Origin of the sequence: Vibrio aestuarianus (genome assembly GCF_012395185.1) — a bacterium.
GTDB lineage: Bacteria > Pseudomonadota > Gammaproteobacteria > Enterobacterales > Vibrionaceae > Vibrio > Vibrio aestuarianus.
Window position 1 is genome coordinate 14077 of sequence record NZ_JAAZTU010000021.1, and the last position, 24879, is coordinate 38955.

At 42.3% G+C, this 24879-nt stretch carries 22 protein-coding genes; 11 read left to right on the forward strand and 11 right to left on the reverse strand.

Translation table 11 applies throughout. The features are described from left to right. Nucleotides 1-56: 56 nt before the first annotated feature. Complete coding sequence (locus HGG78_RS11305) at nucleotides 57-1874, reverse strand: hybrid-cluster NAD(P)-dependent oxidoreductase (RefSeq protein WP_172532925.1); 1818 nt, start codon at nucleotides 1872-1874, stop codon at nucleotides 57-59. 224 nt (nucleotides 1875-2098) lie between these two features. Here HGG78_RS11305 and pyrC point away from each other — a divergent pair, with 224 nt between their 5' ends. Continuing rightward, a complete protein-coding gene (gene pyrC / locus HGG78_RS11310) occupies nucleotides 2099-3127 on the forward strand; it encodes a dihydroorotase (RefSeq protein ID WP_172532926.1) in 1029 nt (342 codons plus the stop codon). A gap of 62 nt (nucleotides 3128-3189) precedes the next feature. Here pyrC and rlmC read toward each other — a convergent pair whose 3' ends face one another. Beyond that, the gene (gene rlmC, locus HGG78_RS11315; protein WP_172532927.1) at nucleotides 3190-4341 is read right to left on the reverse strand and encodes a 23S rRNA (uracil(747)-C(5))-methyltransferase RlmC; all 1152 of its coding nucleotides are present in this window, start codon (nucleotides 4339-4341) and stop codon (nucleotides 3190-3192) included. Nucleotides 4342-4431: 90 nt separating this feature from the next. Further along, nucleotides 4432-5343, reverse strand: a complete 912-nt coding sequence (locus HGG78_RS11320; RefSeq protein ID WP_172532928.1) for a DUF808 domain-containing protein — start codon at nucleotides 5341-5343, stop codon at nucleotides 4432-4434. A 196-nt stretch (nucleotides 5344-5539) separates the two neighbouring features. Between HGG78_RS11320 and HGG78_RS11325 the strand changes: the two genes are divergently transcribed. Then, nucleotides 5540-6463, forward strand: coding sequence for a M14 family metallopeptidase (locus tag HGG78_RS11325; RefSeq protein ID WP_172532929.1), 924 nt, complete (start codon nucleotides 5540-5542; stop codon nucleotides 6461-6463). Here the strand turns inward: HGG78_RS11325 and HGG78_RS11330 are convergent. Next, nucleotides 6455-7243, reverse strand: a complete 789-nt coding sequence (locus HGG78_RS11330) for an AraC family transcriptional regulator (protein ID WP_053311134.1) — start codon at nucleotides 7241-7243, stop codon at nucleotides 6455-6457. The genes HGG78_RS11325 and HGG78_RS11330 overlap by 9 nt on opposite strands. Nucleotides 7244-7342: 99 nt before the next feature. Here HGG78_RS11330 and HGG78_RS11335 point away from each other — a divergent pair, with 99 nt between their 5' ends. The 3 genes from HGG78_RS11335 (at nucleotide 7343) to HGG78_RS11345 (ending at nucleotide 10051) form a co-directional block, all read left to right on the forward strand. Continuing rightward, nucleotides 7343-8242, forward strand: a complete 900-nt coding sequence (locus HGG78_RS11335; RefSeq protein WP_053311135.1) for a DMT family transporter — start codon at nucleotides 7343-7345, stop codon at nucleotides 8240-8242. 174 nt (nucleotides 8243-8416) lie between these two features. Beyond that, nucleotides 8417-9178: a DeoR/GlpR family transcriptional regulator gene (locus HGG78_RS11340; protein ID WP_053311136.1), complete on the forward strand. Its 762-nt coding sequence runs from the start codon at nucleotides 8417-8419 to the stop codon at nucleotides 9176-9178. Between the two features lie 150 nt (nucleotides 9179-9328). After that, nucleotides 9329-10051 (forward strand): LuxR family transcriptional regulator, encoded by a 723-nt coding sequence (locus HGG78_RS11345; RefSeq protein WP_168780664.1) that lies wholly within the window; start codon nucleotides 9329-9331, stop codon nucleotides 10049-10051. A gap of 6 nt (nucleotides 10052-10057) precedes the next feature. On the opposite strand, the gene HGG78_RS11350 is transcribed toward HGG78_RS11345, so the two are convergent. Then, complete coding sequence (locus HGG78_RS11350) at nucleotides 10058-10639, reverse strand: acyl-homoserine-lactone synthase (protein ID WP_053311138.1); 582 nt, start codon at nucleotides 10637-10639, stop codon at nucleotides 10058-10060. 1084 nt (nucleotides 10640-11723) lie between these two features. Between HGG78_RS11350 and HGG78_RS18955 the strand changes: the two genes are divergently transcribed. The 4 genes from HGG78_RS18955 to HGG78_RS11365 all read left to right on the forward strand — a co-directional run bounded on the left by HGG78_RS18955 (nucleotide 11724) and on the right by HGG78_RS11365 (nucleotide 16141). Beyond that, on the forward strand, nucleotides 11724-12461 hold the full coding sequence (locus HGG78_RS18955) for a carboxylesterase family protein (RefSeq protein ID WP_254068202.1): 738 nt from the start codon (nucleotides 11724-11726) through the stop codon (nucleotides 12459-12461). After that, nucleotides 12458-13840, forward strand: coding sequence for a carboxylesterase family protein (locus HGG78_RS11355; protein WP_338326135.1), 1383 nt, complete (start codon nucleotides 12458-12460; stop codon nucleotides 13838-13840). Before HGG78_RS18955 ends, HGG78_RS11355 begins: the two co-directional genes overlap by 4 nt. Nucleotides 13841-13875: 35 nt before the next feature. Beyond that, entirely contained in the window at nucleotides 13876-15606 is a 1731-nt protein-coding gene (locus HGG78_RS11360) for a hypothetical protein (RefSeq protein ID WP_254068203.1), read from the forward strand. 277 nt (nucleotides 15607-15883) lie between these two features. After that, nucleotides 15884-16141 (forward strand): hypothetical protein, encoded by a 258-nt coding sequence (locus HGG78_RS11365; RefSeq protein WP_420883288.1) that lies wholly within the window; start codon nucleotides 15884-15886, stop codon nucleotides 16139-16141. Nucleotides 16142-16484: 343 nt separating this feature from the next. Here the strand turns inward: HGG78_RS11365 and malG are convergent, their stop codons facing one another. The 3 genes from malG to malE form a co-directional block, all read right to left on the reverse strand. Then, nucleotides 16485-17375 (reverse strand): maltose ABC transporter permease MalG, encoded by an 891-nt coding sequence (malG, locus tag HGG78_RS11370; protein ID WP_168524427.1) that lies wholly within the window; start codon nucleotides 17373-17375, stop codon nucleotides 16485-16487. A gap of 12 nt (nucleotides 17376-17387) precedes the next feature. Further along, entirely contained in the window at nucleotides 17388-18962 is a 1575-nt protein-coding gene (gene malF, locus HGG78_RS11375) for a maltose ABC transporter permease MalF (protein WP_172532930.1), read from the reverse strand. A gap of 80 nt (nucleotides 18963-19042) precedes the next feature. Then, nucleotides 19043-20224, reverse strand: coding sequence for a maltose/maltodextrin ABC transporter substrate-binding protein MalE (malE, locus tag HGG78_RS11380; RefSeq protein WP_053311142.1), 1182 nt, complete (start codon nucleotides 20222-20224; stop codon nucleotides 19043-19045). Between the two features lie 664 nt (nucleotides 20225-20888). Between malE and malK the strand changes: the two genes are divergently transcribed. Next, on the forward strand, nucleotides 20889-22007 hold the full coding sequence (gene malK / locus HGG78_RS11385) for a maltose/maltodextrin ABC transporter ATP-binding protein MalK (RefSeq protein WP_053311143.1): 1119 nt from the start codon (nucleotides 20889-20891) through the stop codon (nucleotides 22005-22007). 123 nt (nucleotides 22008-22130) lie between these two features. Here the strand turns inward: malK and HGG78_RS11390 are convergent, their stop codons facing one another. Both HGG78_RS11390 and ppiC read right to left on the reverse strand, forming a co-directional pair. After that, the gene (locus HGG78_RS11390) at nucleotides 22131-22802 is read right to left on the reverse strand and encodes a LuxR C-terminal-related transcriptional regulator (RefSeq protein ID WP_172532931.1); all 672 of its coding nucleotides are present in this window, start codon (nucleotides 22800-22802) and stop codon (nucleotides 22131-22133) included. Nucleotides 22803-23108: 306 nt separating this feature from the next. Beyond that, nucleotides 23109-23387: a peptidylprolyl isomerase PpiC gene (gene ppiC, locus HGG78_RS11395; RefSeq protein ID WP_053311184.1), complete on the reverse strand. Its 279-nt coding sequence runs from the start codon at nucleotides 23385-23387 to the stop codon at nucleotides 23109-23111. A 186-nt stretch (nucleotides 23388-23573) separates the two neighbouring features. On the opposite strand from ppiC, the gene HGG78_RS11400 reads away from it, so the two are divergent. Further along, nucleotides 23574-24491: a chemotaxis protein gene (locus HGG78_RS11400; RefSeq protein WP_053311145.1), complete on the forward strand. Its 918-nt coding sequence runs from the start codon at nucleotides 23574-23576 to the stop codon at nucleotides 24489-24491. Here HGG78_RS11400 and HGG78_RS11405 read toward each other — a convergent pair. Continuing rightward, on the reverse strand, nucleotides 24488-24865 hold the full coding sequence (locus tag HGG78_RS11405) for an MmcQ/YjbR family DNA-binding protein (RefSeq protein ID WP_172532932.1): 378 nt from the start codon (nucleotides 24863-24865) through the stop codon (nucleotides 24488-24490). The genes HGG78_RS11400 and HGG78_RS11405 overlap by 4 nt on opposite strands. Between the last annotated feature and the right edge of the window lie 14 nt (nucleotides 24866-24879).

Consider the following 24879-nt stretch of genomic DNA (forward strand, 5'->3'; position numbering starts at 1 on the left):
ACGGCCTAGCGTTGCAGGCAGCGAACATAGTTAATGTAGTTTCAAACTGAAAGGAGTTAGTTTACGACTTCCAAATCAGTTTCAGGCACACAGCAGCACGCTAACGCGATGCCCATATGACGTTCATGATCTTGTAATGCTGGTACTTCTGGCTGATGCACTTTGCCCGACTCAACCGTTACCTTACACGCTCCACAAAAACCAGCTCGACAGCTATTCGCAATTGGAATACCGGCCGCTTCAGCTTGCTCAAGCAGAGTCGTTTGGTTGTTGCCTTCAAACAGATTGCCATTAACACTTAGCTGCAACGTTTTAAAGTCAGCCGTCACCGTTTGCGTCACGCCAAATGCTTCTTGGTGATAAGACGCTTCCGCTAACCCTTTTTTCAACAACAAGTTTTTCGCTTTTTGCATGAAACCATCAGGCCCACATACAAACACCTGACGCTCAGCTACGTCTTTGATCTGTTTGATATGAGATAAAGAGAGTCGTCCTTTTAACCCAAACCAATCTTGCGGGGCTTGGGTCAAAGAAAGGAGTACTTTTAGTCCATCATGTTGTTGGTTCAATAACTCGAGCTCTTCACGACAGGGAATATCTTCAACACTGCGACATTGATGATAAAAGACCACATCTTGAATTTGTTGATGATCCGCAAGGTAACGCAGCATGGAAAGCATTGGCGTAACACCACTCCCTGCGGAAAGCAGTAGTAAAGGCTGCTGTTGCGGGTCGGATAAATGAAATGACCCATCTGGATACAGGGTGCTTAGCGTACAACCTACCTGTAAATGGTCAATCAACCAATTAGACACTCGTCCACCATCAATACGCTTCACCGAAATAGCCAAACGCCCGGGACGCGATGGACTTGACGATAACGTGTAGCGCCGTGCCACATTTTCACCATCAATCACTACCTCAATCGGTAGGTGCTGACCGGGTTGATAATGAGGAATTTCACCTTGCTTTGGCTCAAGCCAGAAGGTTATGAAGTCACGGGCGATCTCTTCACGCTCAACACATGTCATAAGATGATGAGTCATACCGTGATCGAGATAAATTTCTTTTTCTTTATATTCAAGTACTTCAACATTATCGCCAACGCGAATCATCCCCTCATTTTTCGCCACTAAATTTTGGCCAAAAAACACGCCACCGCGTTCATTGGCACGAAATTGAGATAAGGTTCTGAGCGGCTCTTTGGTTGGTCGGAATTCGCCCTTATTGACATCAACTGTCGTCAAAATACATCGTTCACAAGGCTTTACGGATTCAAATTCAACATCTCCGATACGAATTCGTTTCCATCCATCTTCCGCAAACGGCTCATTGAACGTCACCACGAGGTTAGTCCGAAATTGATCCATACTATGCTGTTCGGGGCTACGACGGTTTAGCTCATCTAATGACGCTTGGCTAATCACCAACACTGGGTAACCGTCCGCAAAACTGACGTTATGGCCAATTTTCTCTCGTACCCGATTAGACTGTTCACCAGTAAACAACAACTCTACCCGCTGGCCTAAAACATCACTAAACCAATCGTCAGCATCGTCGGTCGTGGTATAAGCGGTAAAGTTATCGCTCCACACCTGCGCTGAAGCAGGCTGCATTTTAAAGTCTACGTAACGCAGTTTTAACGGAGATTGGTTAATCGCGGTAAAAATCAACCCGTCGGCTACCAGCGTTGAACTGATTTTTACCATACTCGGATATTTACGTGCGGTGACCATTGAACCGTCAGCCAATGCCACCATGAAACGTCGGTCAAAAGCAAGGCCTTGCTTTTCAACCCAAGCGCTTGATTGCGAAATGCCAGCCACCGATTTAACAGGGTAAATATTGATTTGAGAGAGTTGCGCTGACGACATGGCTGATCCTTATACGTTTTCTATTTTATGCCGTGATGATAATGCAAAACCGTCAACGTGACTAACTCTTCAAAGAGATGTGATTCCTCTGGCAGGAAATAAAAAGATGAAATCCCTCCCCTTTTCCTCTATCATCCTGTCGCCTAAACGTAAGCGATTGCGCGCAAAGTAATTCATAACATGTTTAGGCTCCAATCAACCAATTTTTCCGGTGGGAGCATTCAATGAAAACACTTACGATCACTCGTCCTGACGACTGGCATGTACACTTACGTGATGGTGATGTACTGGCAGATACCGTTCGAGATATCAGCCGTTATAATGGCCGCGCACTAATAATGCCAAATACCGTCCCACCAATTACCACCACTGAATTAGCGTTATCCTACCAAGAACGTATTATAGCGCAAAAGCCACGCGATTCTTTCAAACCACTGATGGCGCTTTATCTCACTGATAACACCACTCCCGATGAAATCCGTAAAGCGAAAGCATCTGGTGCTATTGTGGCGGCTAAGCTCTACCCTGCTGGTGCTACCACAAACTCCGACTCAGGTGTCACTTGTGCGAAAAACATTTATCCAGTGTTAGAAGCGATGCAAGATGTTGGCATGCTATTACTTATCCATGGAGAGGTGACGGCTCACGATGTGGATATTTTTGACCGAGAAAAAGCCTTCCTCGATACGGTTCTTGCTCCTATCGTGAATGATTTCCCTAGTCTCAAAATTGTGTTGGAACATATCACGACTGCCGAAGCGGTAGAGTTTGTCAAGAATGCAAACGACAATGTGGCCGCAACCATCACTGCGCACCATCTAATGTATAACCGCAACCACATGCTTGCTGGTGGTATTCGTCCTCATTTCTACTGCTTACCAATTTTAAAACGCAATACCCACCAGCTGGCATTAATTCAAGCAGCAACCTCAGGAAGTAAGAAATTTTTCCTGGGTACCGATTCAGCGCCACATGCCAAAGGCAAAAAAGAAGCGGCTTGTGGTTGCGCAGGTTCCTATACTGCCCACGCTGCACTTGAGCTCTATGCGGAAGTTTTTGAGCAAGTGAATCAGCTTGGTCATCTTGAGGCGTTTGCCAGCCATAATGGCCCTGATTTTTACGGCCTACCACGCAATAGCGATACCGTAACGCTCATCAACGAACCATGGTCTGTGGCTGACAGCATGCCTTTTGGCTCGGACACCGTAGTGCCGATTCGAGGTGGTGAAACCGTCGCTTGGACGGTTAAATAACATTACAAAGACGAAAAAGGGAAGCAGCAGCTTCCCTTTTCTCTACCACTTTGCCTCGACGATCAGGCTGTGAGTTTAGGTTGATACTCAAGTAACACCATCACTTCACTGTGGTCAGTATGTGGAAACATATCAAACCATTGCAATTTTTTTGGCACATAATCAGGCATGCCCTGCATATCCGCTAATAACGTTTCCGGGTTACAGCTTGAGTAGATAATATGCTTTGGTGATAAAGCAACCAACTGCTCAACTAATTGTATTCCTAAGCCACGCCGTGGAGGGTTAACCAACACCAATTCTGGCGCGTGTGATTGAGTTAATGAATACTGCGCGGAGTCCAGTGCAGCAAAATCTAAATTGGTGACCCCCATTGCCTGCGCCGAACGCTTAGCACTGGCTATTGCTTCTGGTTCTATCTCAATTCCAGTAACGGCTGTATCGGAACTTGCGCAGTGCAGAGCAAACCCACCCACACCACAAAAGAGATCCCACATGTAGGCGGGTTTAATGTCCCTAACCCACTCCCTTGCCGTCGCATACAATTGTTCAGCAACCTGCGGGTTGGTTTGGAAAAAGCTTTTGGGCCGAATCACCATTGGAACCTGGTTAAATTGTTCAACAAGGTGCTCACTGGCTGTCAAAAAGATCTCTTCTTCACCTTCAAGTCGAGCCATATGGATCGGTTGAAGATTGACCGAAACCACTTTCACTGATGGAAAATCAGCGATAAGGCGAGCTAGGTTATTCTCAATTCGTGCCATCGCAGTTCGGCTTCGAAGCACAAAACGCAGCATAAATTCACCGCTGTGTGCGCTACGGGTTAACAAGACGAATTTCAGCTCTCCTTTTTTCTTTGTTTTATTGTAAGGAGGAATACCCGATGTACGAATCCAGTCTTGCAAATACACTAGCAACGCTTGCATGTCTTGAGGATAAAGCGGGCAATTAACCAGTGAAACGGGGATTGACTCACCATTGGATAACGTTTCTACACCGAGAATCGGCGCATGCGCAGCACCAAGCACAACCATTTTCGCTTTATTACGAAAAGCTGTGTCTTGGCTCGTGACAGGTTCAAGCCATTGCTCTGGCATGTTTGCAGAAAATAATGATTTCAGTGCGAAATCTTTGTTAGCAATTTGAGTGGCGTAAGGCAGCGGACAATAAGTGCAAGAGCGGCACTGGTGCTGATTATAGAATTCACACTGCATGGTAGTGATTGCCAAAAAAAGAAAAACGCTAGTTTATTCATCTAATAGCAAATCACCATTTAGGTTCATTATCTTCACCACAAAAATATTTTAGCGTGAAGGTCTTAATTGGTTGGCAATACTCCACACTACAACCACCGCTAAACCAGCCAACAAACCGACAACGCCATTCAACACCACAGGGACAAGGGCGGTTAATAAAGAAAGATTGGGTAGTGCAGAAACTATCGGTTCCAGCGCATGGTGCACCCACGGCACATTGTGCACCACAATGCCACCACCGACTAAAAACATCGCGGCAGTTCCAACAATGGTCAGTCCTTTCATTAATTTGGGGGCAAAACTAATTAACCCTTTGCCAAGACGAAATTTTAACCCGCTACCGTTTGAAATACGTTCTAAATAAAAACCCAAGTCATCAAGCTTAACGATGGCAGCAACCAGCCCATACACGCCGATTGTCATGATGACGGCAATTAAGCTCACCACTAAGATCTGAGTGATCATATCGTGTCCTTGTACTGTACCCAGCGCTATCACGATGATCTCAGCCGACAAGATGAAGTCCGTACGAATTGCACCAGTAATTTTACGTTTCTCATACTCTTCCATGGAGGTACTCCCCAATTCCGCTTCATCAGAACTTGGCTGATGACTGGTATGGGAATGAAAAAACTTCTCCAAAATCTTTTCAGCGCCTTCAAAACAGAGAAACAGCCCACCCAATAACAGCAGGGGCATAATTAGCCAGGGGATCAACGAACTCATCAACAGTGCTACGGGAACTAATATCAGCTTGTTGCGAAATGAACCTTTGGCAACCGCCCATACAACGGGTATTTCACGTTCAGCCGCTACGCCAGACACTTGTTGAGCATTCAATGCTAAATCGTCACCTAATACGCCCGCCGTTTTCTTCGCGGCCATTTTTGACATCAGCGCCACGTCGTCCAGTACGGTGGCAATATCATCCAACAAGGTTAATAAACTTGCGCCTGCCATGTTTTGTTCTCACTTAATGCTATGAAGTAACGAAATGTAACACCAATAGACAGGCGTGATAAACAATAACAATGCAAAAAATTGCACATGCAGCACCAGTCCAGTAGTCGTTGATAATGCAAGTATCAATAAGTTTGCATCCGCTGAGTTCGGCTATTAAGCTCAAGGCTACATTACAGTGACCGTAAGGAATGTCATGCAAATTAACACCCACTACCCGATTGGCACCCCAGGACAAAAATGGGGCGATGCAGAGCGTCAAGCGTGGCGAGCACAAACCACAATTAAACGTGAATATCAGCACGAAGTCGTCCCTAAAATTCTCGCCCTTCAAAACGACTTTGATGTTGAGCAATACGGCGCTCTTTCTTCCGATACCGCTCGTTACCCACTGTTTTGTGTCAAGAGCCGAGACTGGAGCAATGATAAACCCACTGTCTTGATTACGGGTGGTGTTCACGGTTATGAGACTAGCGGTGTTCATGGTGCATTGAAATTTTTAGCCACTCAAGCCAAGCGCTACTTAACTCATTTTAATATTGTTTGCGCGCCTTGCGTAAGCCCTTGGGGATACGAAACCATCAACCGTTGGAACCCCAATGCACTGGATCCAAATCGCTCATTTTATGCTAATAGCCCCGCAGAAGAATCCGCCAACCTAATGGCATTGGTTGAAAACATCGGAGAGGTCTTGGTTCATATCGATTTACACGAAACCACCAATACTGATGAAAGTGAATTTCGCCCAGCACTCGCAGCACGTGATGGTATTGAATATGTTGAAGACTCTATTCCAGATGGCTTCTACACCGTTGGTGATAGTGAAAACCCAGTAGCAGAGTTTCAAGCAGCAGTGATTGAATCAGTAAAAAAAGTCACTCATATTGCGCCAGCCGATGAGCATGGCGACATTATTGGGTCACCAGTGGTACAAGAAGGTGTTATCAATTATCCAATGAAAGCATTAGGTCTATGTGGCGGTATGACCAATTGCCAATATGGGACTACAACTGAAGTATACCCAGATAGCCCAACAGTCACTGATGAAGAGTGTAACAATGCACAAGTAGCTGCCATTATCGGTGCGCTAGATTATGTGCTTACTCAACCACTACAGTAGTCGATTTTTATACTGCTCCGGTGTCTGGCCGGAGTATTTTTTAAACATTGCAATAAAAGGGCTGGCTTGGTTGTAGCCTAAGGTTAGCGCCACTTCTTTCACTGAATGGCCGGTACGCAATAAATCCATTGAATATAAATAGCGCACTCTTAAACGCCATTCAGTAAAACTCATGCCTAACTCCGTCTGGCAATGCCTTGCTAAGGTTCTTTCTGTGGTGTGTACTTTTTCTGCCCATTGAGAGAGAGTGGTATCATCGGTGGGGTTTTCTTCAACCGCAGCTAAAATTGGTGCCAAATATTTATTGTCTGTCGATGGCAAAAAGTGATGCTGCGTTTCTTGAGTTGCGAGTTGATCCAACAATACCTGTACTAACCTCTTATCTGCTGGTGTTTGAGCAACGTTGATATCACGTGCACGAAAATCTTCAATTATGGCAGAAACGATAGGCGTGACTTTAATAAGGCTAGTCTGCTTGGGGAAATGACGAGTCATAGCATGTTCGATATTCAACGAGCAATATTCAATCGGCTTGCGATTATAACTACAGTGTTTCACTCCAGCTGGGACCCAAATCGCTAAATGCGGTGGTGCAAGAAAGCGAGTATCTTCCGCTTCCATCTCAAGTATTCCACCTGAAATCAGTTGTACCTGACCCCAAGGGTGGCTGTGAGTACGGGTTTCAGTGTTCGATAAGAACGCCTCAAAATTCATAAACACGTCCGATGGTGCTCTATCAATGGATAAAGAAGGGTGAAGATTCCGCGCCGCTTTTTTCAAACTTGTCTTCCTATCGCTCGCAATGTCGTTTTAGAGATATATATAATTATATAGACCTGCCACACTATATTCCTAGCCACATTTTGCGACGAGACTCACATGGTATATCTTCTTCCGCTCTTCACGGTCCTTATTTGGGGTGGGAATTCCATCATCAATAAGCTTGCGGCCGAAACCATTGAGCCAAGCGCAATGAGCTTCTATCGTTGGTTTGTTGCTATGTTAATACTAACACCGTTTTGCCTGCCGACGGTGATACGTCAGTGGAACATCATCAAGCCATACCTAAGCAAACTAGCTTTTCTTGCGATGCTAGGTATGGTGCTCAACCAGTCGCTAGGTTATTACGCAGGACTGACCACAACCGCTTCCAACATGTCACTCATTACATCACTGGTTCCTCTACTGAGCGTCTTTATCAGTGTTCCCTTGCTCAATAAGCGTATTTCTGGATTAAGCATTGTTGGTGGAGTGCTTTCTCTTTCTGGACTCACGTTTATGCTTGGCCAGGGTGACATGAGCTTTTTTATACACCAAGATATCACCCAAGGTGACGCTTTAATGGTCGCAGCAGCCATCGTTTATGCCTTGTATTGTGTTCTTCTTAAACGTTGGAAAATGCCACTTAGCAACTGGACACTCATTTATATGCAAGGCTTATTTGCTGTTTTCATGCTGATCCCATTATGGCTCAGCAGTGATCAATTACTCCCCACCAATGGCTCTCTTCCATTAATCGCCTATGCCGCTGTCGGTGCCTCGCTACTCGCACCATGGATGTGGGTGAAAGCGATAGATATTATCGGTGCAGATTCCAGTGCCATGTTTATGAATTTACTGCCAGTTGTTGCTGTTTCTCTAGCGGCAACGCTATTGGGAGAAACCGTGCAAAGCTACCATTTTATCGGCGGATTGATGGTTGTCTCTGGTGTTATCCTTTCGCAAGTAAAGCTCAAGAACAAACGTTCGACAACTATCGAACGCGTGACTCAACCCTAAAAGCAACGGTAAGTTATGAGGTAAACTTTGGCTAAGAATGTTCGTTTAATGTGAATTGTCGCTTAAAACGCGCAAATAACGTCACTCTACTGATTGAATTTGCTCCAGTAAAACGTACACTGTTCAAGATTGGAGCATACAATCAAGTCAGACGAGCATATAAGGATATTTAGGGTGAAAGCAGTTAAACGCCATCAAGAAATCATCGAATTAGTTCAAACTCACGGTTTTGTCAGCACTGATGACTTAGTCGAACGTTTTAATGTTAGCCCGCAAACCATCCGGCGAGATCTTAATGAGTTGGCTGATGCCAACAAATTACGTCGTAATCATGGTGGAGCAACCATTGCTTCCAGTTCAGAAAACTCTTCTTATCACACTCGACAAATAACATATCAACAAGAAAAACAGAAAATTGCCATCGAACTTGTCAAACACATACCTGATGGTGCAACGCTGTTTATAGATATCGGAACCACACCAGAAGAAATAGCTCGCGCCTTGATGCTCAATCACGAAAACTTACGCATCGTGACCAATAACATTAATGTAGCAACCATCCTAATGGCAAAACCCGATTTCAACGTGATTTTAGCTGGTGGAGAGGTACGCAATAAGGATGGTGGTGTTACGGGTGAAGCAACGCTAGATTTCATCTCACAATTTCGTCTTGATTTCGGCATCTTAGGGATCAGCGGTATTGACTACGATGGTTCACTACTTGATTTCGATTATCATGAAGTTCGAGTAAAACGAGCAATCATCGAAAATAGCCGATGCGTCTATTTAGGTGTGGACCACAGTAAGTTTGGGCGTAACGCGATGGTCAAACTAGGTACCATTGCTGATGTGGACTTGATCATTACCGATGCCAAGCCCCCTGAAGAAATTGATACTTTTGCTCGTGAGAATGAAGTCATTATTCAGGTGATATAGCTCAATATTTCACCTTGCTTTTTTCTTTTACTCTGTGGGATTACTGTTTTTAGATTTTAATAAAAATAGTTTTATCATTTAACCGTACTACTACCAATTTTTTTGGTATAAATATCACTATTCTGCCCCGTTCTATAAGAATAACTGTCAATGCATAAGATCCTTCGGCTTATTCAAGAAAACCAGCACATTACCAGCCACATGGAACTGGAAAATGTGCTGCTTACTCTTAATAACCTGATTGACCATGAATTCTTTTTATTTGGTCTATCTTTGCATCCCACATTGAGAAGCCGTGAAACACTCTTAACCGACAATTACCCAAATTGTTGGCGTCAGCAATATGATGAATCTGGTTTTATGCACGTAGATCCCATAGTGAAATACAGCATGACCAACTTCTTACCCATTAGTTGGGATGATGCAAAGTATGCTAATAAAGATGGCCGAACAATTTTTGAAGAAGCACGCTGTAATGGTCTAAAAGCAGGGTTCAGTATCCCCATCCACGGACTACGTGGGGAATTTGGTATGATCAGCTTTGCAACCTCTGACATTAAATCTTATCAACTTAACCAACAAAGCATTCAAACCTCTCAGTTGATCGTTCCACTATTGGCACACAATATTTATAACATTGCCCGTTGCCATAAAGACGCCGAACCACGAGCAAAATTAACAGCCCGTGAAATTCAATGCTTAACTTGGGCAGCTGAAGGAAAAAGTGCATGGGAAATTGCAATCATCATTGATACTTCAGAACGAACAGCCAAATTCCATATCAGCAATGCGTGTAGAAAGCTTGGAGCGACGAATCGCTACCAAGCAATTACTAAAGCCATTTTAGGCGGTTACATTAATCCTCATTTATAAAACGCACTAAGCATTTACACTTGCTCGGTATACCTCATTCATTGGGATATGCAGCGCGACTGATCGGGTGCTTCCGAGCATATGAACCTTTCTATCACCTAAACGTTCGCAAGGAATCCCCATTCGTTTGATCAGCTTTTCAACGCTGGCAGACGTAACCGTTACATACGACTCGATATGATGCTTCTGCGCGTGATGGTATAGCGATTGAAACATCTGTAAAGTAACATTACTAACCCCACCTAACTGCGCTGAATAATCCTTATCGACGGCAAAACGACTCAACTCGTAAATAGAGCGATCAACGGGAGCGACTTGGCTTCCCATCAGCTCTGGAAAAGTATTTTTGAGCATATAGTTGGTTGTGGTCGGTAAAATACGCCAGCATCCAACTAGGTGACCATTATCTTCTTTTGCGTACAGATAATGAGCATCAGGAATATCATATTCATCACTTTCTAAACCTTGATTCGTTTTTAACTCCCACTGCAAACGTTGCGAAAACACTTTGTAACGCAGCTTAAGTAAGGAGACGTAATCGCCTTGGGGAACCGTTTGAAAATTGTGTGAATATATTGAAATAGTCATGGAATTTCTCCGTAGGTTGATGGAGAAATTAAGCTAACCAATATTAAAATATATAAAACCTGTTCGATCGAACAGTTACACCAAGATAATGTTTAAACTATTATTAACGCAACTGAACAACTAACGCTCAGTTGGCTTAATAAAGGTACAACATAAATTAAATAATTCGTACCGCTCGGCTTTAAAAATCCTCCTAGGCAACTAGGGGGATTTTTTATATCTCATCAATTTAATTGCTAAAAATATCATTACAGTTTGGTTGGTGCTTTGTTATCTGTTGGTTAATGGCAACGTTTAACCAAACCAGTAGCCACCAATGAGTATTGATCCAACCATAAGTTAATATTTTTGTGATACCGTACACTTGATCGTAAATTCACGCGGGAAATTTCTTACGAAAAATGATCCTAAACTCCCCTCACTCCACCGACAAATTCAATCGATAGTAAACATATGACAAAGGCTCTTGGTAATTAAGGCACGACAGAATCGCTGGGTGATCACACACATTTTATGCCAAACGCTAACAATTCAACGAAACCGTAATATCTCAAGGTTTCGTTAGAACCGAAGTCATCGAAAAGACAAAGTGAGTCGCAATGGAAGCAAGAGCGTCAATCCTTACTTGAACAACTCAAACTCGCCTTCGACCGTCAGAGAACCACGGTTAATGAGTGATTGGTTGTATTGCTTCCCGTTGGTTGTTTTGTAGCGAGGCTTAGACATAAGACTACGAAAAGTAGTGGATGTAGCTTCTCAGATCGTAGGTTATAGATTTAGTTTCATCGATTTGAGCAACAAAGCCCGTGTAATGCATAACCGATTAGGTTTAATATACAATAATAAGTTACAGTTAAAATCTGTGTTCGAGCGTGATTCAAAGTGACCATGTGATGTATGAATACTCAATCAGCTATATTTTAATTAGCCTAACCATGCTCAATGGCTATTTTCTCATTTATGGCAAGATTGAAGTGAAGCCGTGGTCATCTTGCAAATCTCATACTGTTTAAAGTCTGTTATCTGGGCGTTAAAGCGTTTGTGATGGTCATGCTCTATAACTCCTATGTTTAAGAGGTGAGTGATGAAAAAAATTTTTGCAGTTATGTTGGGGGTTGCCCTTTTCGGCTGTCGTGATGATACGACGGAGTTCAGCTTCACCCCAGATCCCGAAGAAGAATCGCCCACCCCCACTGTTTTTGAAACTCAAATTGGCGGGGTTACTTTACAAGGTCTCAAAGAACCAATAAGCCCTGTTGTCCCTTCATCTGTCGCAGCTTCATCCTTTGTATCTTCATTTTCTGGGACAGAACAAAACACTAACTTAGTCACCATAGAATCGTTCAAAGGGATACCTTATGCCTATTCGGGCGATAGTAGTAAAGGGGCTTTTTTCTTCGGTAAACCAAACCGTTTTAAGCACAGCGTGATGTTGCCGCTTGCAGAGGCAGTGGTAGAAGACAACTCGTTTACAGATTTTGGCAACATATGCCCACAGCCTGATTCATCAGAATATTCAGAAACTTGCCTTTACCTCAATATATGGCGACCTAATAACACCTCTGCAGATGATAAACTACCTGTGTACGTTTATATTCATAGCGGTACTTTTGAAACAGGATCGGGTAACTTGCCGAATATCATTCCCGATGTAGCTGTTGCACAAAGCAGCATGGGTAATAACCCATTTATCGCGGTCACTTTCAATTATCGTCTCGGTTTATTGGGAAAGCTTTGGGTTGAAGATAAGGGCAATACCAAGGGGGCAACTTCGCTATTGGTGATCAAAAGCGTGCACTCGAATGGGTCAATCAACACATAAGTGATTTTGGTGGTGATAGCGCCAACGTGACGGTGTTTGGGCAAGGTGCTGGTGCTACATCAATTAACGCTCTTCAACAAACAACGATTGGAGATCGCGAAGCGCACGATAATGTTGCAGGCAATTTCTTTAACAGAGCGATTATGCAAAGTTTACCGCTTGGCCTCTCATTTGAGTCCTACGCGGCGGCCAAAAACCAGTTTGATACATTGGAAACTGCAAAGGCAACACTGTATCCAGATCTGACCATCAACCAGTTGACTGCTGAGCAAATTTTAGAGCTTCAGAAACAAGTAAAAGCAGAAATTACGGGACGCTTGTTTGGTTTACCTGACCAAACAATTGAAAATATGGTGAGTGACATTTTGAGTTGGATTGACGATGGTGATAGCACTCAGTCCATTGTTGCGAAACTTGGTGTGAAATACGCGTCAGATATTGCATCTATAGAACCGAGAGCTAAATTACTCCCGTTTTCTCCCTATATTGAATCACACCGTGAGTGCGTGAAAACGTTTTTGGGACTTTGCACAGAATATAAAGACTACCCGGGTTACCATATAACATCTCTTGCGCATGAAGCACCGTTAAAAGTGCCTTCTATTATTGGTTTCAATAACAATGAAACTGACGGTTATATTGCGGAACTAAAATTACTATTTTTAGTTAATATTGAGTTACTACCTGGGGTTAAGCTGATTGATGTTGTGCTATTCCTCATCGGAGATAGTAATGATATTCGAGACTTACCAAGCATCCCTGACATTCCAGCATATACATTAATTTCATCCATTTTATTCGCTGACCGTTTGACCGATACTCCTTTACGTCTGGACGATTTTGCTCCTTCGACAACCCCAACAACTCTTGAGGGTATTAAGGAAGATCTTGGTAAATTTAATCAACTGAATAACCAATTGCTGTATAAATGTGCAGTTCGTGATTACGCCAAAACCGTTACCCATGATGTTGCACCGACCTTATATCACTTTGATTACGAAGCGAGTTTTAATAACCAACTCCTTGATGGTTCAATTTTTGACACGATAGGCAACCTAGCTTGCTTTGGTGGAAAAGCATGTAATCAAGCTGAAATACCATTTGTCTTCAACCGGTTATACAACCAAGATGGTAAAAAAATCGCGCCTAATAAAGGCGATCTACTTCTTATGGGGGAAGTGTCACGTTTCTGGTTTAGTGATGATTTATTTAATCCTGAATATCGATATCAAGAAAATTTGGATAATGTCTTGATGATATCTAATAATTCCGCAGATGACGGCGGCGAAATAAACACCAATCTTACAGAATGGGACGCTACGATGAATAAAGGTATTGATACCGAGACACTAGAAGGTATTTGTGATGCGCTTTACTAAAGCAAATATTATTGATTACAGTGGAGGTAGTAACAATGCTGAATAAGTTAAACGGTACATACTGGGCTGAGATAAAAAATAGCCGACTCATAAAGTTTTATTTTATTCGTCATTTTAGTTGGTGCATCAGTATTTTATCGTGTGCTTTAACGCTCGTTAATATTGCTCACGCTGAAGAGGTTTCTATTTTTGAACGGTATGGCATACCGGAACATTTACCTAAGTATGGTATTAGTACTTTATCTCAGGGAGATCATATTGTTGAGCACGTTCGTAAAGTCACTTCAATTAATGATGAGTCTTCCTCTTCCTCTTTTTATCTAGTACAAACAACAGATTTAAAGGGAAACATTGACTTGAGAATAAAATATTTCCCGGATCAAATTTCTCAAGTCGATGGTGAACCTTCACTTTCAGAGGATGGTGGAGCGATTGACTCTATTGAGTATTTGACCAAAACAGAATATCGACTTCGCGCCTACGCTGAAAGCTACGATCGCTCCTCGGTTACCGTTGAAGAATTAGATGAACGTCACGCAATTGTTCACTTTAACTACTCTAAGTATCAATTACCTCAAGATGTTGCCTATTTTCGTTTCATGAGGGTTGAGATACATGTTGAAGATCGCAAACCTGTAAAAATGGTGATCACTAATTCACAGCCATTTACCTACGGTACTTATAGCATTCAGGATTATAGACAAGAAACTGTATTAAGTGAGCTTGATAATGGTTCACTTTATGTTAAGAATAAAACCATTGTTGCAAACGGAGAAACTAGAAAGAAAGAAAAGCTTACTCTTTCAGTAGTCATGACTCCCGTTGCTTTTTATGACGATGTCGATGGTGCCGAAGTTCTAGATAGTCAAAAGCTTGAAGAAGCTTCTGACCCGCGCATTCGGGAAGAAAAGGTCGAGGTTGACAGTTTTTTCCCATTAATGGGAGACTTAGTCCGTAGGCAAGGGATTGATATTCCTCTTCCTTATGGTTTCTCTGTCGCATATCGTAATCAAGATATGGATTTAGACTTTCGATCTTTTACCTTAGGTCTGGGGGCATTAGGACTGCAAAATCTAGATAAGGATTTTGATCCGAGTCAGACTTTCGCTAAGGTCAATGCTGAGAGCTTGACGGTTAGGGGAGATGTGTACATTTTGCCTTTCTGGAATGTTTACGGATTGGCTGGAAAAGTCAAAGTTAGAGCAAATATTGATGCTAGATATACATCAGAAAGTGTAAATGAGATTAAAGATAAATTAAATGGCATTGGCCCTGGACTAGGTGACGCCTTATGTGATGCGTTAACAGGGCAAGGGCTTCCTTTGTGTAGCCCCGGTAGGTTAAATCTTCCTTTAAGTCTTGATTACGATTTGCTGGGTGTTGGTACAACTTTGGCTGTCGGGTATAAAGAGTTTTTCGCTACTTTAAATATGACAGTCTCCCAAACACGATTAGAGGGGTCTTCGAGTTGGGGTGATACTTTATTTGTTGCCCAACCAATGGTCGGATACCAATTTGTCGATTATAGAGCTCAAATTCTTGTTGGTGCAGAATACCAAGGCATAGATTCTAAGTTGTCGGGTAACCTAGGGTATGTTGATGCGTTACAAGGTGAATTTAGTTACGATGTTGATGTTTCTTTAAACCAATGGGCTTATTTAGTTGGTGTTAATAAACAGCTCGGTAAGCACTACAATATTACCGCGCTTTATAATAAAGGTGAGACGAGAGAAGCCTACACACTTAGTTTAGGTTATCGATGGTAAATGATCGTGGTACCGATGAGTAAAAACTAATATAAGGTATTTTGTTCTTTATACTTTATTCGTTCCTCAAAACCACCGTCTAAGGCGGTGGTTTTGTTTCTTGAAGCGATAGCCTAAATAAGAGTCCATGAATAAAAGTAACTTTTATGCATAGCAAGTAAGCGCATGTAAAGTATCTCAAATAATATCTTGCACTTTGCCCATCAAGTTTCCTAGATTGTCATTTTTCTTTCATCTTTATCTGATTAAATTGCCATTTTGCAATTAGCTAATAAAAATGGAAGACACATTGAGCTTGCAAGGTATTACATTGAGTGAATCCACGATCGTGGACCAAAAATCTGTAGAATATCAGTGGGTCCGCACGCTTTATGTCGAGGGTTACCAAGCTCAAGAGATCAATCACTATATTCGAACCTGTTTTGGTGGTGATGACACCTTTGCCGATCTATTCCGTAAGGTCGCCCTGCAACAAGAAAGTCTCTATGTTTTATTACAATACTTAGGTTGCGCCCCTTCTAGTCGCGAGTTCTAATTTTTTTGTGCCGCTAACCTTATTTTGCAGCAACATATCTGACATGCGTCGCATCTGAGCACTGTACTACTTTTGAGAAAACAATTACCCCATATACTTTATTCGCGCTACGAATTCTGGATAACAGTACTGCATGTGTATTTTCCAAATTGACACATATAAAAAAACCCAAGCAATGCTCGGGTTTTGGTTACAAAAACTGTTAGCCGTTTGATAGTAAGGAATAGAGCTAACAGCCAGCTATGCGTAACGCCAGATTTGCATATTACTTAACTGACCGGCGGCCAAACCAAAGACGTTAAGCATATACAAAATGGGCGACCTCACGATCGCCCTATCGTTATTATCCTTTCACACCACCAGCAGTAAGTCCTCCGACAAGCCAGCGCTGTGCAAGTAAAAATACGACAGTGATAGGTAAGGCAGACAATACTGCCGCTGCTGCAAAATCACCCCATAGATAGTTCTGTGGGTATAGATACTGCTGCATACCAACCGCTAACGTGTACGAGTTTACATCAGAAAGTAGTAATGACGCCACTGGTACTTCACCAACCACACCAATAAATGACAGTATGAATACCACCGCAAGGATTGGCACTGAAAGTGGCAACAGTACCAATCTAAAGGCTTGCCAAGGTGTCGCACCGTCTAGTGCAGCAGCTTCTTCCAACGAGTTATCAATAGTTTCAAAGTAACCTTTAATCGTCCACACGTGCAGTGCAATGCCACCAAGATAAGAGAAAATCAGACCACCGTGAGTATTCAACCCTAAGAACGGGATGTACTGACCTAACTTATCAAACAGAGCATACATTGCGACCAAGGCCAATACTGCTGGGAACATTTGGAAAATCATCATCGCTTTCAAGATGGTATCTTTACCCTTAAAGCGCATACGAGCAAATGCATAAGCCGATGTTGTTGAAAGTGCCACAATCAGTATCGATGTGATCCCCGCCACTTTCACTGAGTTCCATAACCAAGTTAATACTGGGAATGGAGGCGGTGTTACTGAACCATCAGCGTTAGTCACTGAGAAACCTAATGCCAATTTCCAGTGCTCTAACGATGGGTTATCTGGAATCAAGCTGCCTGTCGCAAAGTTACCTTCCCGGAATGAAATCGCAATCACCATCAAAAGTGGAAAGATAATCAATGATAAAAAAGCCCAAAGAGCTATATGGGTTGCCCATACGCGGTATTTCAATGAGTTACCTTGTACCATAGCCATAATGATTGCTCCTTAATTTTGAGAAAGTTTAGTGAAACGTAGGTTGAGTAGCGCCAAACCGCCCACCAACAAGAAGATCAAGGTTGCAATCGCACTTGCCAAACCAAAGTCTTGGCCACCGCTGCCTTCAAACGCAATACGATAGGTATAGCTTACAAGTAAGTCAGTATAACCAGCAGGTTCCGATGTACCGATCATGTTTGGACCACCTTGTGTTAATAGCTGAATCATAACGAAGTTATTGAAGTTAAAAGCAAAACTTGCAATAAGCAGTGGTGTCATCGGCTTAATCATTAACGGCAGCGTAATCTTAGTAAAATTGTGCATAAAGTTCGCACCATCAATCGCAGATGCTTCGAATAAATCCTCTGGAATGGCTTTCAACAACCCCATGCATAAGATCATCATGTATGGGAAGCCTAACCAAGTATTAACCACAAGCACCATACATTTAGCTAGGAATGGGTCAGAGAACCAACTCGGGCTGATGCCGAAGATGCTATTTAACACCATGTTGATCTCACCAAAGCTTTGGTTGAAGAGACCTTTAAAGATCAAGATAGAAATGAAAGCCGGGACCGCATAAGGCAGAATTAAAAGTACTCGATAGACGGCTCGACCTTTAAGCTCTTCCCATTGCACAACACTCGCCAGTACTAAACCGATAACCAGAGTGAAAATAACGGTCAATGTTGAGAATACAACGGTCCAAATAAAGATATTAATGAAAGGCTCTTTGATACCATCATCTTTCCAGACTCGTTCAAAGTTATGTGTGCCAATTTGCACGACAAAACCAGGAGAAACCGTAGAGTCTACAAACTGACCTTTTTCATCAATGGGTTGATAAAAGCCAACGTCCATATTTGGTCGTAGTGTATCGCCAGTTTGGTTGTTAACTAGTGTCTCACCATCGGCTTGCATCGTGTACAAAGGCGCAACCGCAGCGAGTTTGCGAAGACCACTCATGCGCACGCTTTCACCTGTCGGTAAATGCAAATCCACACCACTTAACGCAGAGCGATTATTAATAATTGTTTTGATTGGCTCTTTCTTGCCATCAACAGAATCCACGATTTGCAGATCCATATCGGTAAGTGACATGCCTTCAAGCGAAAACTCTTGTGTAGCCAGCGTTTGCTCACCATCCACGGTTGAGATTCGATAACCATTGTCTGTTTTGTACAGCGTAAATGGATAGCTTTGTCCACTTTGGTAGGTTCTATCTAAAAGGACCGACTGAGCGCGATCTAAAGAAAGTTGGTTTTTGGCACTGTAGTTAGTAAAAGCAAGGCCAACGGTGTACGCCAGAGGGAAAAGAATGAACAGAATCATCCCCGCAATACCTGGATAAATATAACGGTGTGCGTACGTTTTTTTACTACCGAAAATATAAAGTGCCAGAGCGGTAAGAATGAGAGTAAGCATAGCAAAAGCGAGCTCACCGCGTGAATACATAAGAATAGTGGCATAACCATTCACAACGCCAACCGAACCAAGTAGTGCCCATTTAATAAAGACATTTTTACTGGTAGGTAATGTTGTTTCTGGTGCTGACAAAGCATCTGTACCTTGAACTGACTGCATAGAAAGAACCTGCTAACGATATAAAACTTAAAATGAAGGAGGGGTTACCCCCTCCTTAAAAGGGTTTGACCAAAACCAAATTATTTAGTCATTTGTTTCTCAGCATCAGCAAGTGCTGCATCAACTGTTTGACGACCATCTACGATGTTAATGATTGCGTTTTTAGCACTTCCCCAGAAAGCGTTCATCTGTGGAATGTTTGGCATGATCTCACCGTTCATTGCGTTATCCATTGTTGCAGCGATACGAGTATCGGCATCAAGTTCACGTTGGAAAGAGTTAAGAGCAACCGCGCCTAGTGGCTTATCATTGTTAACCATACGTAGGCCATCATTGGTTAGTAGGTAGTTTTCAATGAATTCAACAGCAAGGTCTTTGTTTGGAGAAGCAGTGCTGATACCAGCAGTCAATACACCTACGAACGGCTTAGAAGACTGACCGTTAAATTTAGGTAATGTAGTTACACCGTAATTGATGCCTGACTTCTCGATGTTACCCCACGCCCATGGACCGTTGATAGTCATCGCCGTTTTGCCTTGGTTAAACGCAGACTCTGATACTGAGTAATCCATATCTGGAGAAATTACACCTTTCTCGACTAAACTTTTCACAAAGTTCATTGAGTCTTTAACGCCTTGGTTAGCAATACCAGCGTCTTTTACGTCATAGCCATCAACAGTGTATTTGAATGCATAACCACCATCAGCAGCCATTAGAGGCCACGTGAAGTATGGTTCTTTTAGGTTCCACATGATCGCAGACTTGCCGTCTTTTTTCAGTTTCGCGTTCAACGCTTCAACTTCTTCCCAGCTCTTCGGTGGGTTTGGCACTAAATCTTTGTTGTAGATAAGTGATAGAGATTCAACCGCCACTGGGTAACCAATAATTTTACCGTTGTATTTCACCGCATCCCACGCGAAATCCACAATGCCATCTTTAACTTCTTGTGAAGGTTTGATTTCAGCAAGTAGACCTGATTCTGCATAACCACCAAAACGGTCATGAGCCCAGAACACAATATCAGGACCATCACCAGTCGCTGCTGTCTGTGGGAATTTATCTTGAAGTCCATCAGGGTGAGCGACGGTCACTTTAATACCAGTATCGGCTTCAAATTTCTTACCCACTTCAGCAAGACCGTTATATCCTTTGTCACCATTAATCCAAATGGTCAACTGTCCTTCTTCAATAGCAGCATGGGCACCAAACGAACCAAGAGCAACTAACGTACTTAGTGCTACAGTGCTTAGGGCGTTTTTCATGTTCATATCCTTTTTATATTTGTGTTGTAGGGCTCACCGAGAGGTTTCGCCGTATTTCGTCATATATAATCAGAGAAAACCTATTTAGACTCATCCTCCTACGCCCTACGCCCTTGGTATTATGGACTATTTTCGTGATCACCATCGCCCAAGGTTGGAGAGGTAAATCACAAAAAAGCACCTTTATGTGACAAGGCTCTACTTTGGCACGACGAAATATTTGAGCTAGATCTAACTACGCCTTTTTACCCCTCCTCCACCTCATCCTTTTCTACTCCCCCTACAAAAACTTGAATTGGGAGGATGTATCCCCGTTCAACTTCACGGAAACTACAGTCATCCAAGAGTGGATAGTAAGAACCCTTTCCAGTAACGCTTAGGTTAACTTAGTTTGACTGGCTTACATTGCCGGATTGGTTTGCTGTCACAAATGAGCGTTCGTGGTATTGATTCATTACGGGGGAGGCGCTCACTGTGCGGGGGAAGCAAATCAATAGTTGGCATTGATGGGTGATGTTTGCTTCAAACTCCCTTATTTTGAGGCCATCACCCTTTTTTCTTACATTATTAACCACCTTACCGAATTCCTACTGTTATTGCCTGCGAGAACATTCATATAATGATAGGCAGTGATTTATAAAAATATTGATCGAGGACAAGCTACATGGCAGGTGTCACGTTAAAAAATGTATGTAAAGCATACGGTGATGTACTGATTTCTAAAAATGTTGATTTAGAAATTAAAGAAGGTGAATTTGTTGTCTTTGTTGGTCCATCGGGCTGTGGTAAGTCAACCTTATTACGTTGTATTGCAGGTTTAGAAGACATTACCTCTGGTGAATTGTTCATTGGCGATCAACGAATGAATGATGTGGAGCCTTCGAAACGAGGCGTCGGCATGGTATTCCAATCTTACGCACTTTATCCGCACCTTAATCTTTTCGATAACATGTCATTTGGTCTTAAGCTTGCCAAAGCTGATAAAAAAGAAATCGAACAACGTGTTGAACATGCTGCTGAAATTCTACAACTTAGTCACTTACTTGAACGCCAACCAAAAGCGCTATCTGGCGGTCAGCGTCAACGTGTAGCGATTGGTCGAACGCTTGTATCACAGCCGAATGTATTTCTATTGGATGAACCGCTTTCTAACCTAGACGCCGCACTTCGTGTACAAATGCGTTCAGAAATTACCAAGCTACAACGTAAACTGGGTTGTACCATGATTTACGTAACACACGACCAAGTAGAAGCTATGACAATGGCCGACAAAATTGTGGTACTTGATGCTGGGTTTGTTTCTCAGGTTGGTAAGCCACTAGAACTTTACCACTACCCAGAAAATCGTTTTGTTGCAGGCTTTATCGGCTCACCAAAGATGAATTTCATGAGCGTATTTATTGAAGAAGCGGAAGCAGAGCGTGTCAAAGTTCAATTATCCAATGGTACTTCTTTCTGGATCCCTGTCGATGGCACAACTGTCAATCGTGGTGAACGCATGTCTTTAGGGGTTCGCCCAGAGCATTTACTAAAAGCTGAAGATGGTGATGCGCAAATCGAAGGCAAAGTGATGATTGTCGAAAAACTCGGTAACGAAACACAAGTGTATATGAATTTGAAAGGTTCAGATTCTGATGTAATTTATCGTCAACCCGATACGTTAAGTGTTGAAACAGGAGATACATTAACTATCGGCGTTCCTGCTCATCGCTGCCACCTTTTCCACAGCGACGGTCGAGCTTGTCGCCGCCTTCATAAAGAAAAAGGCGTCTCTTTCGAATAAAAGTGCTAAACGAAAATAGCCCCTGAATGGGGCTATTTTCATAGGATAAAATGTTTACTTAGAGTGAGAGCGTTTTGTAGCAGAAAACGTTGTTAACACATTAGTCAGGTCTGTCTTAAAAAATTAACTAAACTCTTCGATGCCGATATTTTCTTTAGCCCACAACAACGCTTGTAACCTATTTTTGGCATTGATCTTCTTAAAAACATTATGCAAGTGCGTCTTCACTGTATTTTCACTAACAAATAGTTCATCAGCAATTTGAATATTCGAAGCCCCACTACCCAACAGTTTAACGATTTGCTGCTCGCGTTTTGTCAACTTCGCATAGGCTTGGGAAGTAACCGAAGAATTACCAGCCCGATAGTGTTGAATATATTCTTGGGCTAACTTCCGATTAAACCACATTTCATCATCAAGAACTTTTTCCATGCCTTTGACCAGAGATTCAAGCTCATCGTGTGAATAAAAAACCCCGACTAGGTTTTGCCACTTAAATAATATTTTGGGCTCAATATCGGTAGGGCAATTAATCAACACCTCTTTAGCATCTGGACATGACAAACGTTTAAAAGCAGAATAATCAGCAAAATTATTAGCATCCACGCGCGAATAATCAATGATGATAATTTGGATGTCTTGTGATGCTTGATTGCTCTCTTGCATCCAAGTATCGCAAAATGGCGAGATATCCATACTGATCGGTAATTTTGACTCTAGAGAATCTTTAAGCAGTCGAGACTGCATACAAATATCAGATAGCAATCGAACGTTAATTTTTTTGTCATCACTCATTTTAAACTCCTAGACCATACTGCTGACTTAGTAAAACTAACGTTAAGCCAATATAAGTCAATATATCAAAGTAACCGTACTTTTCTCTCTCGACAAAAAAGACCAATAACTCAAATAAATTCAATGCGTTATTTCAATTTCTTATTTGTGAGAAGAAGTGGTAGTTTTATTAGTAGTAAGCTGCCCAACAGGGTGATTAAGGGAAAATGAAGATAGAAGAAATACGTTGCAGCTTAGGCCACTGCAACATCTAATGGGGAAATGTGTATGATACTCGAAAGGTCCCTTACAATCTCTAGGTACGGCCTATGTCCTGTATAACACTTTAACAACGTGCCAGCCAAACTTCGTTTTTACAAGGTGTGGTGTAAGTACTTCGCCACTAAAACATATTTTATCAAACTGAGGAACCATTTGTCCTTGGCGAAACTCGCCTAAATCGCCCCCTTTCTTACCCGATGGACAGGTGGAATACTTACGCGCCAAAGTTTGAAACTTCGCGCCTTTTTTAAGTTGCGTAATGATATCTTCAGCTTGTTCTTTGTGCTTCACCAAAATATGAAGCGCTGCTGCTGTTCTTGCCATCATGTTTTCTCAGTAAATGTAAACTGCTGAATAGTGTAACTGATGCTTTTCAAGAGTTCACCCACAGCTTTGGATGAAAGAGATCAATAAACCTGCGGTTAACGGGTTAATTTGTATTTAACAGATTGCTGTCGGTAAGAGATCGTTTAGTATTAAGCATAAGATCAAGATTTAGAGTAAAGCGTTATGGCTAAAACACCTAGTAAGGCGAACCAATCCCAAGGTATGTTGATGTTCACATTGAACACTCAAAAACAACTGTTTGCGATTGGGACCCTAAAAGTAAGAGAAATCGTCCCTTACATGCCAATGACACAAATCCCATACTCTCATCACCATGTGATCGGTACAGTGACCATTCGTGAATTAACCGTCCCTGTGATCGATATGGCTGCGGCGATTGGCTTTAGAGCGATAGATCCAAGCGAGTACAAAAGTTGCTACCTCATCGTGACTGACTGCCTGCGAACTATTGTTGCCTTTATGGTGCGTAGTATTGAAAAAATTATCGAATGTGATTGGCGTTCTATTGAGTCCTCACCACCGACTGCCGGTAAGAATGTCTTTGTTACTGGTATTACGCGTTATAAAGAACAAATCGTCCAACTCCTTGATGTAGAGCTACTGCTGTCGAAAATTTATCCACAGTATGAATCCGCTAAAATTCCAATGCTAACGGACATTGAACGTGAGCGTTTAAAAGCACTGCGAATTTTATTGGTTGATGATTCATCTATCGCTCGCAAACAGCTTGCAGATGCATTAGACAGTATCAATATCCCTTACCAAATTTGTAAGAATGGATTAGATGCTATTGAGTTAATGAGAAAAGACGCGCACAACCATCAGCCTATCGATCTTTTGGTTAGTGATATAGAAATGCCTGGTTTGGACGGTTACGAGCTGGCATTTGAAGTTCAGAATGATTCCATGCTAAGCCATGCTTACTGCATTTTACATACTTCGCTTTCTAGTGAAATATGCCTAGATAGGGCTCACCAAGTGGGCGCGCACGAAGCATTAGAGAAATTTAACGCAACAGAATTAATTGAAGCCATGCTGCGTGGCGCAAAAAAATTAGAGCAAACCAGCCAAGGCGCTTAGCTTGGTTTAGCTTGTTGAAAAAGGGACTGTAGTGCCATTCTCTCGGTTTTTTTCAGTTGGCTGACAACTAACCGGTAAGAACGTTCACACAATTCTTCTAACATGTTGCCATCGACATCTCCATTCAACGTAATGGAGATCCAATGCCTTTTATTCATATGATAACCAGGACGTATCGAAAAAAATTCACTGGTCAGTACCTCTGCATCTTGAGGAGTACATTTTAAAGTCACAAATGGCTGGTTAGAAGATTGCGAAGTATAAGCAAACATTTTACCGCGAATTTTATACACCAAAGCATCAGGACCAAACGGATAACCGCTTTGTGCTTGCGGTAATGCCTCTAAAAACGATTCAATATCAGTAAGTTCCATAAGCTCTCCTTTGC